This is a genomic window from Amphritea sp. (assembly GCF_050300915.1).
Classification (GTDB): Bacteria; Pseudomonadota; Gammaproteobacteria; order Pseudomonadales; family Balneatricaceae; genus Amphritea.
The window spans coordinates 1-18124 of the sequence record NZ_JBNKYN010000089.1; the positions used below are offsets into that span (position 1 = coordinate 1).

Sequence of the window (18124 nt, forward strand, 5' to 3'; positions counted from 1 at the left end):
CGGGAGGGTGCCGCGGAAACAGGCGTGGCGGGTCGGGAAAGGACAGCGGGGTGCAGAGGGCGCCACCCATACCGGTGCGGCAATTTTTTCAGCCAGCTGTACGGCTAACGCATTGGCATGATAAGCGTCGATATCGGGGCCAAGTACCAGCACCGGGTTTACTGCGTTATTCAACCGGTCAGCCAGCTTAGTCAGTTGCGCAGTCGAGGGCATACCTGCGGTGGCAACGTCACGGTCTGCCAGCAGCAGGGCATCATCTTCAACCTCCTGCTGCCAGTCATCATGGGGAATGGACACGTAGACCGGACCACGGGCGGGCTGAGTTGCCATATGGATTGCCTGGCTGATGGCCCGGGGGACATCACCATGCCAGCTGGGCTCGTAGCTCCATTTCACCAATGGACGGGGAAGCTGGGTTGCGTCAACATTTGACAGCATCGACTCAACTCCCATCAGCGAGCGGGCCTGCTGACCGGCGGTGACAACCAGTGGTGAATGAGAATACCAGGCGTTGGTCAGTGCACCCATGGCGTTGCCGGTTCCGGCCGCGGCATGGAGGTTAACCATCGCGGGTTCACCGCTGGACAGCGCGTAACCGTCGGCTATCCCCATCACAACACCTTCATGAAGACCTAAAATATATTCAAAGTCCTCAGGGAAATCCTTGAGAAATGGCAGTTCATTAGAGCCCGGGTTGCCAAAGATTTTGTTGATACCCTGCTGTCGCAGTAGCTGGTAGGTAGCGGAATGCACAGTTGCCATTGTTATTATCTCGATTAATTAACACTTGCCCCTACCATATAAAGACTGCTTTAATTTATCCAATTGATAGTATTTCTATATAAAATAGATGGTATTTATTTTGTCTAACATCGATCTCAATCTTATCCGCACCTTTGTCACGCTTTATGAAGCCAAAAGTGTCACCCTGGCGGCGGATAAACTGTTTGTTACTCAACCCTCGGTTAGTTATGCGCTGTCCCGATTAAGGGAGACGTTCAATGACCGGTTATTTGTGCGTGGCAAAGAGGGGATGGAACCCACCGTCTACGCCACGCAGCTGTATGAGGTGTTCCGCGATTCATTACAGACCATCGAACACACCGTGGACAGCGCGCGGAATTTTGATGCGGCGGTGACGGAGAAACGCTTCACCCTGGCGATGACGGATCTGGGTGAGATGGCACTGTTGCCCTATATATTCACAAAACTTCAGCAGCAGGCACCGGGGGTTGAGCTGGAGGTGTTGCCACTGGAGATCGATAAGGTAGAGGAGTGGCTTTCAAGCGGTAAAGTGGACGCCGTCATCTGTAGCCGGACTATTCCCGGGGCGCAAATTGAGCGTCGGGTGATACTGGAAGAGAGTTATGTCTGCGTCATGCACCAGCAGTTTGCCCCGGATGCTGATGAACTGACACTCGAACAGTTTATGAACCAGAAACATGCACTGGTGACGCGCAGCCTGGGTCATGGTTTAGCGGAAGAGGTTCTGGCTGATATGGGGCTGCAGCGCAAAGTCAGTTTGGTGTTGCCGCATTTCTCGGTGCTGCCATCATTGCTTAAACATTCACCGTTGATGGTTATTCTGCCACGTAAAATTGCTTTCGCTTTTTCTGAAATTGTACCCCTGAAGATCTATGCCCTGCCGTTTGAGGTGCCCTCTTTTGAGGTGGCTCTGAACTGGTCCAGACGGGGGCTGGAGTCTCCGGCGCTGCACTGGTTTCGTGACATCATTGCTGAAGCGGTAGGGGTGGAGTAGCGTGGCGTTTATGTTGCTTTAATCGACTGGTTTATCTGCAGCGGATATCGGGCATCCTGATTGGCTGAGTCAGAGGCCCTGGATCGTTCCAGGGCCTCTGGTGCTTTCAATCAGGCAGTTTATTGCTGATTGGCGGCCTGATATTTATCGATCAGGGCATTGGCTTTATCCAGCAGCATCTGGGAATCATAACCATCGTCCTTCATCTGTTTCAGCCAGTCTTCGGTTACGAAGGCCAGTTTCTCTTTCCAGGCGGCAATTTCTGATTCGGGTAACTGATATAGCTCGTTACCCTGATCAATAGCGGCCTGTCGACCAGTTTTCTCATAGGTATCGAATGCCTGACCAATAAAACCTGCCAGCTCAACGCCGGAGTTGTTATCGATCACTTTTTGCAGATCAGGCGGCAGGCTGTCATAGGCTTTTTTGTTCATGCTGAAGATAAAGCTATTTGAGTAGAGGCCGCGTTTTCCCAGTATTTCGGTATGATGTTTAACCAGCTGATGTATTTTCAGTGGTTTGACCACTTCGAAAGGCAGCACCGCCACATCGATAACACCCTTCGACAAAGCGCTGGGCATCTGTGGAACGGGCATGAAGACGGTGTTGGCACCTAAGGCTTCAAATGCGGTTGCCATCACTTTGTTGGGTGCCCGTACGGTCAGACCTTGCAGATCTTCAGCTGTATGAATGGCCTTATCACGGGAGTTGAGTGAACCCGGTGCATGCACATGCATCGCCAGCAGATGCACATCCTTGAACTCATCAGCCATCTCCTGTTCGGCGTAATCCTGTATGGCCATACTCACCGATTTGGCATCTGCCGCCATAAAGGGGAGTTCAAATACGGTTGATTTAGGGAAGCGGCCCGGTGTGTAACCGGTAACCGTCCAGCTGATATCAACGATACCTTTACGTACCTGGTCAAATAACTGAGGTGGTTTGCCACCCAGTTGCATCGATGGGTAGATATCAATCTTTATCCGCCCATCGGATTCCTTCATCACTTTATCTGCCCAGGGAACCAGGAAGTTCGTATGTGCGTTTGATGGCGGTGGTAGCATATGGTGCAGCTTAAAGGTGAATTCCGGTTCAGCCGCGCTGGCGCTGCCTGCCCCGAGTAATAAAGCACAGACAGCGATAGAACGTTTTATGGTTGTTTTTAGTTTCATGTAGGTACCTTTAAAGGTTATTTATTGTTATTGGATGCAGCACAGTTTTTTTTGTAATACGTAGCAGCTAGCCAGTAGCCCGATGTTTATATATCCAGCACTAATCGCGCGCTTTTGGCGCGGGAACAGCAAGGCGCGAACTCTTCGTTTTTAGCGTGCTCTTCGGGTGTCATATAGACGTCCCGGTGATCCGGTTCACCGGAGAGCAGCCGGGTCGAACATGAGCCGCAAACACCCTCTTCACAGGCAAATGAGATATCGATATCCAGATCCAGCAAGACTTCCAGCGCACTCTTATCCGCCGGAATCTGAATCACTTCGCCACTACTGGCAAGCTGAATCTCAAACGCACTATCCGCTTCAGTTGAGCCGCTAGCCGCAGCAAAGTATTCACGGTGTAACCGGGATTCATCCCAACCCTGTGCGGCGGCAGTTTGTAACACTGCATCCATAAAAGGGTTTGGGCCACAGGTGTAGAGGTGAGTGCCGTTATCCGGATCTGCCAGCAGTGCCTGCAGATCCACGCGGCCCTCTGTCTGGCTGAAATGGAATGTCGCCCGGTCAGCAAATGCAGAGGATTTGATGCGTTCAACAAAGGCTGCATGAGCAGGGGATCTGGCGCAGTAATGCAGCGAAAAGCTCGCATTGGTGTGAGCCAGACGCTCTGCCATACACAGCAGTGGGGTGATACCGATGCCACCGGCTATCAACAGATGGTGGCTTGCACTGTGTTCCAGCGGAAACAGATTGCGCGGCTCACTGATGGTTAAGCGGTCGCCCACATTGACTGACTCATGCAGACAGACCGAACCGCCCCGTGAATCGGGATCGTTAAGAACCCCAATTTCATAACAGTGGTGGTCATGGGGCGGATTGCACAACGAATATTGTCGCACCAGCCCATTGGGCAGGTGCAGATCAATATGGGCGCCGGCGCTAAACGCCGGCAGTGGTGCATTATCGGTACGCGCCAGGCGAAACAGATGGATAGCATCGGTTTCCCGAGTCTTGGCGGTCACTTCGACTTCAAACATAGTTTACTCTCCGGGCCTTCATCAGGTGATCAGTTGAACTGGTATCAGGCTAATGAAGACTCAGTAGCAGCAGGGTTTTCCTCTTTAATAAGCTTGTCGATAATGCGTCGGGCGTGCACGCCGCCAGCATCAATATCCAGCTTCAGCAGTCGCATCTCCGGATTCGCCAGCAGGTTTTTCTGTTGCAGTTCCAGCATCTCCAGATCTTCAGAGAAGATACCGCCCTGGCCTTCGCGAATTGCGTCGGTCAGCGCTGCATCATCCGCATTAAAGTTACGCGCCATACCCCAGAAGTACCAGTGACTGGTTTCGGTTTCCGGCGTAATGAAGTCGACAACAATACTATTGACCCGCTTGTCAGCAGGGGCTTCGCGACCACCGTTGCCAGCCAGAGCCACACCCACGTCAATCAGCACATGGCTTGGCGGGGTGAACTGACAGATCTGCCAGCGATCTACCGGCTGATCGTCGGGCAAACCTTTGGTGCGCAGGTTCGCCTGCCAGAAGGGAGGCGCGGTGACATTATCCATGAAACGGCTGGTATGAACTTCGTTGCCCATTTTTTCGGTTTTGACCGGCGCCTCATCGATCTCTTTCTGGCCGATACTGGTGGAGTGAACATAGGTTTCGTGGGTCAGATCCATCAGATTGTCGATCATCAGTTTGTAATCGCACTGAATGTGGAACAGACCGCCACCGTAGGCCCAGTCAGGGCTGTCAGCCCACTCCAGGTGATGAATCTCATCAGCATTGGCTTTTTCGGCATCGCCGGGCCAGACCCAGATAAAGCCGTAGCGTTCTTCGACCGGATAGCTTTTCATACAGGGGAAACCACCCACCCGTTGCTTGGGCATCGAGACGGTTTTCCCGTTCCGGTCAACTCTCAGACCATGATAACCACAGACCAGGCCGCCATTTTCGGTATAGCCCAGAGAGAGCGGGGCACCACGATGCGGGCAGAAGTCTTTTACCGCCGCCACTTTGCCATCGTCATCTCTAAAAAATGCGATCTGTTCGCCACAGATTTTGCGGCCGAGGGGTTTTTCAGCAATTTCATCAGGGGTGCAGGCGACATACCAGCAGTTTTTAGGAAACATAGAAGGGACTCCAGAATAGCGTCGTTTGTTTTTATGGATACAATAATAGGCAAATTAAGGGTATTGGTGCAATTAAAAACTACATTTTGGATACAAAAATTGTTTTTTGAATAGTGGCCGTAGATTTATCCTGCTAATAAAAGCGTGAATACTGATGGGAGATAGCTGAAAAGTCTGACTGAAAACAGAGAGTTAAGATGGCGGATTAGTCCAGACTGCAGTCAGGGTCACCCTGAGCCGTTTGGGGAAGAGTTGTTAAGGTATCTTGATGAGTGCGGCACTCATTCAGGCAGTTCTGTTCAGGCGGGCCTGTTCCGAAGAGCTTACTCGAAGAGCTTACCTGAAGAACTTAGACAGTACAGCAGATTGCGAAGGGCTATTTATCGGAAATATCGTCCAGAAAGAGCGAAAACAGTTCTGATTTGGAGTTGATCTCCAGTTTGCTGTAGAGGTTTTTGCAGTGAACTTTGGCGGTGCCGTGGGCGATGCCCAGCAGCTCGGCAATGGCAATTAAGGAGTAACCCCGGATAATCAGTATCGCTATCTCGCTTTCCCGTTCGGTTAGCAGACCGCCACCGAAGTTTCTGAACACATTGGATATCTGTTCATGAATGATAGCGCTGGTGTCCTGCGAGCTTTCCTGGGTGCTTTCGATATTCTGCCAGTGCTTTCTGTAGGCGGAGATAACCAGGGGGGATATGGCCTGTAGCCGTTCTCGTGTGGCGGTTGTCGCCGGGGTTTCGATGACAGTGAGTGATATCTGTATCTGTGAATCATGGTCCAGATTGATGATAAACGCGGCCTCTTCATAGCCCCGGTTGCAGTAATGCTCGGTGTAGTAAGTGCTCTCGAAAAAGTCATCCGGAGCAATCTCTCTGATAAAGTGTAACCCGGTTGATAACCCCGTTTTAAAGGCATTGTAGAACGGGTCGATCATATAAAAGCCGTTCAGGTATTCATCCATTATTTTGGCTGTTAACAGGGTTGAATCAGGGGCCAGCAGAATCGTAGGGCGGCTGTTTTTATGAAAGTGAATGACAAACATCGATTCACAGGGGGTGGCAGAGTTGATCAGGTTGAGCAGGGCTGGATTAAACGCATCAGTACCACTCGTATCGATGAGTTCAGAGGCAAGCAGGTATGCATTTTTTGAAGAGTCTTCCACTCATACTTCCTTTGGGATTCTGACCTGATGGTGCTTACTGGATGATGTTCAATAGTATATCGGTTGGTGAGTTCTTGTCGAATGGCAATTTGAGTGGGCGGAGCAGGGCATAAAAGCAGGTCAGCAAGCCTGCTGCAGGCTTGCTGATTCGTTGATCAGTAGATCAGTATGATGGGTTTCGATATACCTCTTTACCGCCTAACAGAGTTAATAGCACCTTAGTATTTTCTATGTCGTACGGAGAGATGGTATAGAGATCCTGATCGAGGATGATCAGGTCAGCAAACTTACCGACCGTTAAACTACCGGTGGTTTTTTCTCGCCAGGCCGCCCGTGCCGCATTGATGGTATAACCTTTGATCGCGGTATCGATATCGATACGGTATTGCGGGTTGTGTGCCGGTGAGCTCTCATTAGCGCCGGACACCTGACGGGTCAGCGCCGTCTGCATGATAGCGAAGGGATCAAAGGTACTCACCCCCCAGTCACTGCTGAGTGCACAGACCGTTCCCTGACGTACCAGCTCACCAATGGGGAAGATCTGACTGCAGCGTGCTTCACCCAGCATCTCCAGGGCGATCTTATCGTTGTCCGGGTCTGGTTGTGCCCACAGTGGCTGCACGTTGCCGTAAACCCCCAGTTGTTGGAAGCGGGGAAAGTCTGAGGCGGTGACCAGCTGTATGTGTGCCAGCTGGTGGCGGCTATCCCATGAACCATTCATCTGCTGGGCGTATTCAATGCCATTCAGGGCTGCGTTAACCGCGCCGTCACCGATGGTGTGAACATGCAGCTGGAACTTCTCTTTATCAAAGGCGGCAAAGAACTCATTGATCTGTGGCTGATCAAACATCAGCGGTGCGGTTGAACCGGTATCACAGCGGGGTTCAAGCAGGGTTGCCGTGCCACTTTCAAGCACTCCATCAAGGAAGAACTTAGCGGAGTGGAGTGACACCATATCATCGGCATAGGTCTTCCGCAGTGAAAGAAGTTCCTGCAGTTGCCCTGCCAGTGGCAGGTGCGCAAAGATTTTTGAGGTGGCGGCAACCCGCAACGAGAGCTGACCGCGCTGATTCAGTGTGTGGTAGTTTTCCATCGTTTTGCGTGGGGCGACGGCATCCAGAATACCGGTAATACCGTGTTGGTTGAACACTTTGCAGTAGTGCTGCATCGCCTCGAAATAATCTTCGTTGCTGAACGCTGGAGAGAACTGGTTCATCGCCCAGATAGCATCCTCATAGATATAGCCTTTAGGTGAGCCATCCGGGCAACGGGCATAGCTGCCACTGGCGGGTTCCGGGGTTGCGGCGGTGACGCCTGCAATACGAAACGCTTCGCTGTTTGCCCAGCCACTGTGGTAGTCAAACGAGAAGATCAGCGCCGGGCGTCCCCCGGTGACCGCATCCAGTCGCTCTTTAGTGAGACTGGTTTCATTAAATATCGAGGGGTTAAAACCGATCCCCTTAATCCACTTTTTATGCGGATTCTCCCTGGTGAAACGCTCAATTTCATTGAGCAGCTCTTCCATGGTTTTCATCTCATGCAGGGATACATAGTGGAAAAAGTCGGCGCTGGTGGCCTGAAAGTGTAAATGGGTATCCTGGAAGCCTGGCAGCACCAACTGGCCCTGAGCATTAATTATCTGAGTGTTTTCACTGGTCAGCGCCTGAATATCAGCATTGCTGCCAACTGCGATGATTTTATCGCCATAGATTGCCAGCGCTTCGGCTTTCTCAGTTATATCATCCATCGTATGGATGTTACCGTTGATGATTATCTTGTCTGCTATGTATGACATTAAAAATATCCATTTTTATAGATGTGGACAAAAGGTATAGCTGTGGCTGTCAGAAAATTAACCTCTGACTAATTATTATGTTTGCAATTATTATTTGAAAATAACTCTCATATCTCCGTCACATTAACCCATTTATATTCGGTAGGAATACCACGTTAGGTATAGAGGTTGGCAGGGCGTTATAAATAATTTTGCTGCGCAGATGACTCTATTTTTACAACTAATGAATTAGGGGTATACCGGCTTAAAAGAATCTCTGAAATGATGATTGCATACTAAAAATGACAACGTGAGGGTGACATGAAACATTTTAAATCTATTGCAGCTATCGGTTTGAGTCTTTTGTCGGTGTCGGGTCTGGCCCGGGCAGATCTGGGTGCCAATGTCTCAGTACTGAGTGAGTGGCGTAACCGTGGTGTCTCAATGACCAATGAATCGCTCGCCATTCAGGGTGGTATTGACTGGTACAACCAGAGCGGCCTGTTTGCCAGTATCTGGGCCAGTAATGTTGATTTCTTTCCGACCGGACACCCTGCTGATGATGGTGCAACGGTTGAGCTTGATCTGTTGGCAGGTTATGCCGGTGCGATCAACGACGATATATCTTATGATGCTATCCTCTTCTACTATCAGTATCCGAATGATAATGTTGATCAGGACTTTGCTGAGCTGAAACTGGGGCTTAATTACAACGGTTTCCGCTTAGGTTACGAGCATGCACCTGACTACATTAACTCAGGCAAAGCCTATCAGTATCTCTATCTGAACTATCAGACCGAGATTGTTGAGAGTGTCGGGCTGGAACTGCATGTGGGCTCATCGTTTGGTGAGGTGTTTGATGATCCGACCACGCTGATGCTGGATAAATACCGGGATTACTCGATCGGTGTCACCAAGAGCTTCAATGGTGTCGATCTGAAACTGACCTATGTAAACACCGATGTCTCCAGTACCTATGCGGTTGATAGTGGTCACATGGCGAATCAGGACGCCCTGGTGTTCTCCGTCTCTAAATCATTCTAATACGATAGTTTTATCAGGGCTGTTGTATAATCCCCTTCTACAATAGCCACTGATAACTTTCTGGGTTTTAATAACTCTAAAAGATAAATGTATATTATAAGTTTCAGAGGATATCATGCGAATAAATAAGAAGATTCTCTCACTGTGCCTGCTGACCGCTTCATGTTCTGTCAGTGCTGCTCAGGTTAATGTTTATAACTGGTTTGGTTATATACCGGAAGATTCTCTGCAGGTTTTCAGAGATACCTCGAAAACTGAACTGAATTATGATGTTTATGAAAGTAATGAAATACTTGAAACTAAACTGCTCTCTGGCGGCTCCCGGTATGACCTTGTGGTGCCTTCGGCAAACTTTATGGAGCGCCAGATAAAAACCGGTATTTATCAGAAAATTGATCGATCAAAAATACCCAACTATAACAAGATTGACCCCGTTATTTTAAAGAAAGTTGAAACCTACGATCCGGGTAATCAATACAGTGTTCCCTATGCCTGGGGCAGTGTCGGTGTGGGTTATAACGTCAAAATGGTTAAGGAACGTTTAGGTGAAATCCCTGAGAATACCTTTGATATGGTATTCGACCCTGAGGTGTCAGCTAAGCTGAAAGGTTGCGGTATCGCGGTGATCGATTCGCCAGCTGAAGCGATGTCGATGGCGTTACATTATCTGGGGCTGGATCCTAACTCTGAAGATAAAGGTGACCTGAAAAAAGCCGAAGAGATGCTCCGGGCTGTCAGAGGCAATTATAAATATTTCCACAATGGCTCATACCGTGATGATCTGGCCAATGGTGATATCTGCGTGGCACTGGGTTACAACGGTATCATTCTGGCGGGTAATGCCATCGCTAAGTCGATCGATCCTGACCGTGAGATCGCCTACTCGATCCCTAAGATTGGTTCGCTGATCTGGTTTGATGTGATGGCGATTCCGGCTGATGCACCTAATCCTGATGGGGCCCATGAGTTCATCAACTTTATCCTGGAGCCTAAGATCGGTTCATCTATCTCGAATATGGTGAAGTATGCAGTGCCAAACCTCGGTGCGAATGAGTATGTCGAGCCGGAGATCTTTAACGATCCGGGTATCTACCCATCCGATGAGGTGAAAGAGACTCTGTTTGCCCTGAAAGCGCATAGTCAGAAATATGACCGTATCCTCAACCGGGCCTGGACCAATATCAAGACTAACCGGTAATTAAAACGGCCCTGGTAATGCCTCCGGTGTTCGAGGGCCTGATCTTCTCCTTTTTTGTTATTAAGTTTTATTGCGGCAACATTTTACCAGTGACCTGTTCACTGGTTTTTTTTGTCTTGCGGTTATGAAGTCAGTTCATCGTCTGGCGGTTTTCTCCGGATATCCGTCAGGGATTGTCAGGGGATCAGAGGTCAGGTTGTTTCTGTTTTTGCTGTAATAAGAGCGGCTTGCGGTGGCGTTGACCGGGAGTATCTGCGTTTAGTTTATTGTGTATATAGTGATGAGCACGGCATCCGCTCTTCCGGGGTCACTGATCGTTCCGAAAAAAATATAATCATTCAGCCATAAAAACTTTCCCGGTTGCGTATGAAACACCGGAGTTGTTCTCGCGTAGACCTGTTCTGGTAACGGATCTTTGCCATGTTCCATGCGTTTTATCCCCTCGGCAGAGGGGCGCCAGATCCCTTTGTTATCAACGATTATGATCTGTCCACAGTCGGTTTGAATCCGGTAGAGCGCACTGACGAGCTGTGTCTTATCATCCCGCTCGATTGCGAAATCAGCCCCGCCAGGGATAATCTTGCTTTGCATCCCTTTCCCAACGAAAGTACCGCCAACGATGGGATAGTTGATGCGGTTGCCATCGACGCCTTTCCCCATCTGCTCTGTTGGCCCGAGCTCAACCAGCAGTTCCATCACTTTGGTTGAGCTGAATTCATTAACACAGCACTCAGTCTGATGGGTTTTTTTTGAGGTCATATTGGTGTCCTGAAAGACCCGACGGTCTTGAGCGTTTTAGATGTGATAAGGATTGACTGACACTATATTTTCAAAGGTGAGTGCTTTGTGGAATACCACGAACTCCTTAGGTTTTATCTGATGGCCTGCGGTAAAGGTTGGTTAATCCGGACTTTTTAGCTTTCCGGATTCAGGTCACTGTCGTTGGCGTCCGGGTACATCGGCAGATCGATATGGAAGTGTGCGCCCTTATCGCTGGGCAGGCATTCTATATGTCCCTGTAGCAGCTGACTGACCAGATTGAAGACTATGTGCATCCCCAGACCGCTGCAGCCAAGGTTGCGTTTAGTGGTCATAAAGGGTTCAAACAGTTTGGTGTGCCAGCCATCGGTTATGCCCACCCCGTTGTCCCGGTAGTCGATCTGCATCCGCTGGCCACTGGTGTTTATGTCGATGGAGATTGTGCCGCCGGGCTGGTTGTCAAAACCATGCAGCAAGGAGTTGAGAATCAGATTGGTAAAAATCTGGTAAAAACTACCCGGGTAGCTGTCCAGCATCAGTTGATCAGGCCCGCGCACGGTTATAAGGGGGTTGGACTGTTTCAGCTTCGGCTTCAGAGAGCGCCGTATCTCGTCCAGATACTGAATCAGGTCGAAACGCCTGCGCTGCTCACTCGCCTGGTCAACAGAAACCAGTTTGAAGGCGCTGATCAGCTGTGCCGCACGCTCCAGGTTTTCACAGATCAGCTGACTGCTTTCAACCGCAGTACCGGCTAATGAGTTATCCGGGTGTTGCTGTTGGTAAAGGTTAGCCTGATCTGCGAGAAAAGAGGCGGCGGTATAGCCGATCCCAATCGGCGTGTTGATCTCATGTGCAACTCCCGCCACTAAGCCTCCCAGCGCCGCCAGTTTTTTCGATTCAACCAGCTGCTGCTGGGTTTCCTGCAGCTTAAGCAGCGTGGCGCGTAGCTCTTCGTTGCGCTGTTCCAGCGCCTGGGTCCGCTCAGACACCCGTTGTTCCAACTCCGCGTTTAAGCGTGCCAGTGAACGTTCGGCATCTTCCCGTTTGCCCATATCGATCAGCATCGACTGACGCATCTGATTCATTGAGTTGACCACCTGGCTGAGTTCATCCTCTTTTGCCTGGGGTTTGCGCTTCAGAATCAGGGGATTGTCCAGTTGGTCGAGTCTGAGCCGTCGGGCATAGTCGGCCATGGTGCTGAGGTGACGGGTTACCAACTGATTGAACAGGGTGAGGATAAAGATCGATACGAGAAAGGTTTTGATCCCCTGAGAGGCGAGAATCAGCAACACCTTATCCGCCAGACGCCGGTACACTTCATCCAGACTGACGATCAGGGTCAGCTCACCGACTTTGACCGCTTCATTGGTGCTGTCGGAATAGTTCAGCGGGAAATGCCGTTCGACGGTGGCACCGACACGGGGTTTATTCCCGGCGCTATAGATATTGCCAAACTGGGAACGGATCTCCAGGTAGCGAATATCGGGTAACTGCAGTAAACCATCCAGCTGCACCTGAATCTGTGTTGGGCTGATCTCCCACAGGCTGTTTGCCAGGCTGTTCAGTGAGCTGGCTTCTATCTGTAACAGGCGCTCATCGATAGCGGAACGCTCATAACGGTAATCGAGCCACAGCTGAGTGCCGGTAGCAATCAGGGTGATGACTGAACTGTAAAGCAGGATAGAGGTGAGTAACCTGACCCCGATGGGCTTCTGGCTACAGAGTTCATGAAAGCGTTGTAACAGATGCATTGTTTTAATTTTTCAGGCCAGGGGTATCTCTATGATAACGCCATCGCCGCAGGAGGGAAGATTTTAAAGTGTTACCAGGCGGATTTTCCATCGCTCTGCGCCAATGGCCTGTGCCATTGACGCATCTGTTTCGGGCCGCTACTGACTGAAATAGCTTATGTTAATCATCATGATCCTTCCTGCGCTGCTTATAATCGTAGCCCTCAACACCGCCCGATCTCATCAGATACTTGGCCTCATCCTCGTCGCCGCTGCGGTGACATTTAACGCAGTTCTCATAGTCGCGGATGCCCTCTTCAAGGTGCTCTTCACGAATTTTTGATCTTGAGTGTTCATGGCAGCCATAACAGGTGTAGTCAGTGTAATCGTTATTCACATGGCAGGTTTCGCACTCGGTTTCGTGATGCCGGTCGAAACGGAAATACTCCTCATGATCAAAGGTGGCAGGGGTCCAGGCATCCTGAGAGTGGCACTGGCCACAGTTGCCTTTGATCTTTTTGTGCAGATCATCCGTTGGGCTGGTATGACAGCTGTCACACTCGTTTTGCAGTGACGCCTCAAGCAGGTTGTGGGAGAACTGGCTGATGGGCCGGAAAGCCTGCACCCCATTGTGGTCGCTGTGACAGCTGACACAATCCTCTTCAATCAGCTGTTGATGAAAGGCAACGTTCTTTTTCTCAGTGGCAATGGGGACACCTTTCGTGGTGACTTTGCCAATCTCTTCGACTTTGTGACAGGCGATACACTGGCCGGCGGGGCTGCCAATAAAGGGGGTGTGGCAGGCAAAGCAATCGTCCGCCAGCTCTGCATGGGAATCAATCAGCTTTCCCGGGCTGATCATATGCTGGGGAACAAATAGCGTTAGCAGCACCAGGGCTAACAGATTAATGACGATAATGACGAGGATCGTTTTATTGTTCATTTCCACTCCCAGAACAGAAGAATACTGAGAATATGAGTGAGGCCAAGCACGGTAAACACCAGCGTGATGGGCAGGTGTACCGCGCGCCATTTTTTCATCAGGTCGAAAGTGGTGGCATCCCAGAACAGTTTCCTCTCTATCGCCTCTTCAGACAGGCCTTGTTGTAGATAGAGATCTTTCTTTGCTGCCAGGAACTGGCGCGAACGATTCAGCAGATACTTGCCGGTCATGCCGCTGATAACGTTCACCAGCATCGCCGCCAGCGCCAGCCAGGGTAACACGGTATAAACATGGATGCCGGCATGTACCAGAATCATCAAAGAGCCTGACCAGCCCAGGGTTTCATGCAGAATGAGCAGGGTTTTAGGTTTGCCAAAGCTGATCATCTTGCGTTTGCGCATGGAGTAGAGGAATGACAGCAGAATCAGTAAAACACCGGGTATCCCCAACCAGCGGCCAACCCATACAAGGTCGAAAAAGTGCAGCAGAGCATCCGCGATGGCGGTGCCCAGAATCAGCGCACCGAACATCTGCAGAAAGGGGATAACTTCTCTGCGTATGAGTGATCGTTCCATCATTATTCTCTCAAGCTTCCAGTGTGAGATCACAGCTGGGTGTTGATATACAGAGTAAACAGTGCCCCGGTTCGACATCTGCATCAGGCTGTTGAGTGTATTCCACTTCGCCTGATTTCACCTTTGTCTGGCAGGTGCCACAACTGCCTGCATGGCAACCTGACATAACATCAATATTGTTCGTTTCGGCAAATTCCAGCAGAGAAGCAGCACCCGCGTCCCATACAATGCTTTTGCCGGATTCGCTGAAGGTTACTGTGACCGGTTCTGCTGCAGCATAGGGTTGGGTCTTGTCATGTTTGATGAGTGAAGCAGGGCCAAAGGACTCATAGTAAATATCACCACTATCCACCCCCCATTCTTGCAACCCCGGCACCAGACTTTCCATCATCTGTTTAGGACCGCAGACATAAAACTGGTAGCGCATCAGCTTTAAGGTGTCACGCAACAGATGCAGAGTCACCCGGCCTTTATGCTGATAATCGATTCCCTCGATATCACTTTCCAGTGGCGCGCTGTAGCAGATATAGAGGTGAAAGTTTTGGTGCTTATCCGCGAAGGTTTGCAGATGCTGTTTCATAATCTGATCAGACCCATTACAGACACCGTAATAGAGCCAGACTTCACGATCAGTTCCGTTCTCTAATAAGGTGTTAAGCATACTTAACATGGGGGTAATACCAACGCCGCCGCCAATCAAAACGATAGGCAGAGGTTCGTCTTGCATCAGATGAAAATGGCTGCCAGGCGCTCTGACCTGAAGTGTGTCGCCTTCGCGTATCTGATCATGTAGAAAGCTGGAGGCCAGCCCCGCGGGTATCTCTGGCAGACCGACAGGTGCCTGAGCGCGTTTGACCGAGATTCGGTAGTAGTCAGGTCTGGGCGCGTCAGAGAGGGAGTAGCAGCGCACCACGGACTGTGTCTGATCTGCATCGCTGATGGCGAGTTTAAAGGTTAAGAACTGTCCGGGTTTAAAGGCGGGCAGTGGCTGCCCATCACTGGGAACCAGATAAAAAGAGCAGACTGACTGCTGATCATTTTCTGGCACACGGCGTTGGACGATGAACTCGCGAAAACCTTTCCAGGCGGCTTCGGCAGGGAGGGCGGAAGCAGTGTTATCTGCAGAGACTGTTATAGTGGCTGCGGATGTTGAGGGCTCAGCCGTGCCTGTTTGGCTGTCCAGCTGTTGATAGTGGCTCCGGCGACGAAGGTAGATCAGCATTGCGCCGACAGCTAACTGCAATAAAATCACGGCCAGGATGATTAATGCCAGGTAACCGGTGGTCATCGTCATCATTCCTAATATTCACTTTGATATACCCTTAAATCGGGTATAACGTTTGATAAGAATAACTGTATTATTTTGGCTTCATTTTTATGTCTGTTATAAAAGACAAATCTGTTCAGTGATAGTGATTTATACAGGATTAAAACCTCAGTATTCGTTTAACCCCCGGACTGCCATTAAGCGACTGAAACCCCTGTTGTTATGGTGCTGATCCTGTAGGCTGAAAATTAAAATCTTTTTAAAGTCAGTAGGATAACGATCACCACAATCACTGTAGCACAGATCGCTGAGTGCGGTGATAGTTATGCTCTTGCTAACATAAGACCTGGATCAAGCTCTTGTCATTTAGTTGTTTAGCAGATGTCACTATAGTTTTTTATGTTAAGAAAATGGCGGTTTATATTTAGTTTTCGTGGCTATTTTATCTTTTAATAAAGGGACGGTGTTACGATCAAGGTTAACCCGTTTTCATCTAATAAATGGAGCTATGCTGATAGTTTTTTGAGCAGGATAGAATGAAGCCAGAGTAGATAAAGAAACTGTCTCAGGGCATAAAAATTTAACGGATAGGCGTGATGCGTAAAATACTATTTCTCACTTTATTAGTTCTTATAGGCTGCATGGCTGCGACTGATAATACTTCATATTCGATGAAGCCGAACCAAGCAGAAGCTGAAGCGGCTACAGTATTTCAATCAAAAGGTTTCGTTTCTTTGCAGATCATGGATAACAAAAAATCTACCTTTAGCGGAGAGAAGGAGGGCTTACAATATCCAAACTGTAAACTTTATGGTGATAGAAGTATTTACATTGTGACCGTTGAATCTACTGAGGATAAGGCTGTTCGAGAATACGTATCTCGATTCAATACAGAAATGGAAAGGCTGAGAGCATTAAATGATGGTTGTATTACTGCTAACTGAAGGGGCTAAAAAACCTCGTAAACTGTCTCGGTGCCCTTAGCATGTCCTTTGGGTACGGTGGTAAACCGCTTTTTTAGCGGTCGGGGGGCAAAGGATAAAGTTCTCTGACTTTCCCTCTATTCTGGAGCCGCGTATGCTGTAGAGCTTAACAACCACTGACGGTAAGTCCCAATGACGGAGGATAAAAAAGGATGCACAGAGTTCAATGTAAATGTGGGGCGCTGCAAGGTCATATTCAGGGGGCGGGAACCTGCAGTCGGGTGGTCTGTTACTGCGCTGATTGTCGAGCCTTTACGAAGTATTTAGGCTGCTCCGATGAGGCGCTGGACGCTCAGGGCGGAAGCGAGATTGTGCAGCTGGCGCAGCCCCGGGTGGTTTTTTCGCAGGGGCAGGAGCATCTTGCAGTGATGCGCCTGAGTGAGAAAGGCCTGCTGCGCTGGTATGCCGATTGTTGCAAAACTCCGATAGGAAACACTCTGGCTAATCCAAAGGTTTCGTTTATCGGGCTTATTCGTCCGTTTCTCGATCAGTCTATGATTGAGAAGGATTTTGGTAGCAGCATCGCGGTCGTGAATGTTGATTCAGCCATTGGCGAGCTCAAACCGGTGCAGAAGGGGCTTTTCGGTGTCATCCTGCGATTCATCTGGATGGTGTTACCGATACGTCTCAGTGGTCAGTATCGCCGTTCGCAACTCTTTACTGAGTCGGGTGAACCTGTCGTGACGCCGAAGGTGCTGACTGCCGAAGAGCGTAACGCTTTAAAAGCTGAGGTTTAAAGAGATTAAGCTCTTTTGCCCCGAGCAAGGGATGCATTCCCACGCAGGAGCGTGGGAACGAGTTAAAAGCCGTGGTTGCCCCGGGTTAACCACGCAAGCGCACCAGAAGGGCTGGGTCTTTGCTTAAAGGCCCGTTTAGAATATTGGTAAATCGTCTCCCTGTTCAGGGAGTCTCTTTCGCTTGAACTAACTCTTTGAATTATCTGCGACAGCCATTATGATTCAGGTAATGTTATTGGCATGGATGCAGCCTCTACAGACGCTCTAATTCTGTAGAAAATCCTTTCTTTTTGTAGCTATCCTGCTGATATATAAAATAAAAGTGACTTTGGGGCTGCCGACTTTCCAGAATTATAGTGCCAAAGGGCACTATAACTTACTGTTAAGCATCAGAAATCATGGAATTGATATTAGGTGCACTACTATTTATCTTGCTTGCCGCATTTGCCATATGGCGAAGTAGGGTAGATCAATCTAAAAATGGGCCAATTTCCAAAGAGATTAGGCTGCGCACCTACGCGCTTACATTAGTGTGGTTGGCGGTACTTATTATCACCTTCTATATTTACATGCCGGGTTATATAGGGATCATTGTGCTGTTTCTTCTGTACTCTCAAATTTTTGGCGTTGGTGCAGGTAAACATGGCCTCTTTCGGCAATTAAGAGACAGCGGGTTTATAGCGTCAGTAGCTTCCATTCCAATATGTTTACTACTTTGGAATTACGGTAATGCTTAACAAGCCGCTCAAATACGTTCCGGCCACAAAAAGCGTGGCCTCCACCGGACTCGCTAACGCTCGCCGTTTAGCGGGGCGTTAGTGCGACAAGCGAAGCTTGTCACAACTTGCAGGGTGAAAGTCCCTGTCGGGTAAGAGTTAGCCACTCAC

General features: G+C 49.5%; 16 protein-coding genes. 5 read left to right on the forward strand and 11 right to left on the reverse strand.

Annotated features, from left to right (window positions below):
• Positions 1-762 (reverse strand): thiamine pyrophosphate-binding protein (locus ACQY8X_RS18070; protein ID WP_428036528.1); only part of this gene is annotated, 762 nt, incomplete at its 3' end.
• Positions 763-862: 100 nt separating this feature from the next.
• Here ACQY8X_RS18070 and ACQY8X_RS18075 point away from each other — a divergent pair.
• Positions 863-1759, forward strand: a complete 897-nt coding sequence (locus ACQY8X_RS18075) for a LysR family transcriptional regulator (RefSeq protein WP_428036529.1) — start codon at positions 863-865, stop codon at positions 1757-1759.
• Positions 1760-1878: 119 nt separating this feature from the next.
• Here ACQY8X_RS18075 and ACQY8X_RS18080 read toward each other — a convergent pair whose 3' ends face one another.
• From ACQY8X_RS18080 to ACQY8X_RS18100, 5 genes are all read right to left on the reverse strand, one after another.
• Positions 1879-2931: a TRAP transporter substrate-binding protein gene (locus ACQY8X_RS18080; RefSeq protein WP_428036530.1), complete on the reverse strand. Its 1053-nt coding sequence runs from the start codon at positions 2929-2931 to the stop codon at positions 1879-1881.
• Positions 2932-3017: 86 nt separating this feature from the next.
• The gene (locus ACQY8X_RS18085) at positions 3018-3965 is read right to left on the reverse strand and encodes a PDR/VanB family oxidoreductase (RefSeq protein WP_428036531.1); all 948 of its coding nucleotides are present in this window, start codon (positions 3963-3965) and stop codon (positions 3018-3020) included.
• A gap of 44 nt (positions 3966-4009) precedes the next feature.
• Positions 4010-5062, reverse strand: a complete 1053-nt coding sequence (locus tag ACQY8X_RS18090) for a Rieske 2Fe-2S domain-containing protein (RefSeq protein WP_428036532.1) — start codon at positions 5060-5062, stop codon at positions 4010-4012.
• Between the two features lie 376 nt (positions 5063-5438).
• On the reverse strand, positions 5439-6227 hold the full coding sequence (locus ACQY8X_RS18095) for a helix-turn-helix transcriptional regulator (RefSeq protein ID WP_428036533.1): 789 nt from the start codon (positions 6225-6227) through the stop codon (positions 5439-5441).
• Positions 6228-6390: 163 nt separating this feature from the next.
• Positions 6391-8022: an amidohydrolase gene (locus ACQY8X_RS18100; RefSeq protein ID WP_428036534.1), complete on the reverse strand. Its 1632-nt coding sequence runs from the start codon at positions 8020-8022 to the stop codon at positions 6391-6393.
• Between the two features lie 300 nt (positions 8023-8322).
• Here ACQY8X_RS18100 and ACQY8X_RS18105 point away from each other — a divergent pair, with 300 nt between their 5' ends.
• A complete protein-coding gene (locus ACQY8X_RS18105) occupies positions 8323-9045 on the forward strand; it encodes a TorF family putative porin (RefSeq protein WP_428036535.1) in 723 nt (240 codons plus the stop codon).
• A gap of 115 nt (positions 9046-9160) precedes the next feature.
• Positions 9161-10243, forward strand: a complete 1083-nt coding sequence (locus ACQY8X_RS18110; RefSeq protein ID WP_428036536.1) for a polyamine ABC transporter substrate-binding protein — start codon at positions 9161-9163, stop codon at positions 10241-10243.
• Between the two features lie 258 nt (positions 10244-10501).
• On the opposite strand, the gene ACQY8X_RS18115 is transcribed toward ACQY8X_RS18110, so the two are convergent.
• The 5 genes from ACQY8X_RS18115 to ACQY8X_RS18135 form a co-directional block, all read right to left on the reverse strand.
• Positions 10502-11002 (reverse strand): DUF3237 domain-containing protein, encoded by a 501-nt coding sequence (locus ACQY8X_RS18115; protein WP_428036537.1) that lies wholly within the window; start codon positions 11000-11002, stop codon positions 10502-10504.
• A gap of 155 nt (positions 11003-11157) precedes the next feature.
• The gene (locus ACQY8X_RS18120) at positions 11158-12753 is read right to left on the reverse strand and encodes an ATP-binding protein (RefSeq protein WP_428036538.1); all 1596 of its coding nucleotides are present in this window, start codon (positions 12751-12753) and stop codon (positions 11158-11160) included.
• Between the two features lie 160 nt (positions 12754-12913).
• Positions 12914-13675: a hypothetical protein gene (locus ACQY8X_RS18125; protein WP_428036539.1), complete on the reverse strand. Its 762-nt coding sequence runs from the start codon at positions 13673-13675 to the stop codon at positions 12914-12916.
• On the reverse strand, positions 13672-14253 hold the full coding sequence (locus ACQY8X_RS18130; RefSeq protein ID WP_428036540.1) for a hypothetical protein: 582 nt from the start codon (positions 14251-14253) through the stop codon (positions 13672-13674). Before ACQY8X_RS18130 ends, ACQY8X_RS18125 begins: the two co-directional genes overlap by 4 nt.
• A 7-nt stretch (positions 14254-14260) precedes the next feature.
• Entirely contained in the window at positions 14261-15538 is a 1278-nt protein-coding gene (locus ACQY8X_RS18135) for a 2Fe-2S iron-sulfur cluster-binding protein (RefSeq protein WP_428036541.1), read from the reverse strand.
• Between the two features lie 575 nt (positions 15539-16113).
• Between ACQY8X_RS18135 and ACQY8X_RS18140 the strand changes: the two genes are divergently transcribed.
• Both ACQY8X_RS18140 and ACQY8X_RS18145 read left to right on the forward strand, forming a co-directional pair.
• Complete coding sequence (locus ACQY8X_RS18140; protein ID WP_428036542.1) at positions 16114-16461, forward strand: hypothetical protein; 348 nt, start codon at positions 16114-16116, stop codon at positions 16459-16461.
• A gap of 191 nt (positions 16462-16652) precedes the next feature.
• Positions 16653-17237, forward strand: a complete 585-nt coding sequence (locus ACQY8X_RS18145; protein ID WP_428036543.1) for a DUF6151 family protein — start codon at positions 16653-16655, stop codon at positions 17235-17237.
• Positions 17238-18124 lie beyond the last annotated feature (887 nt).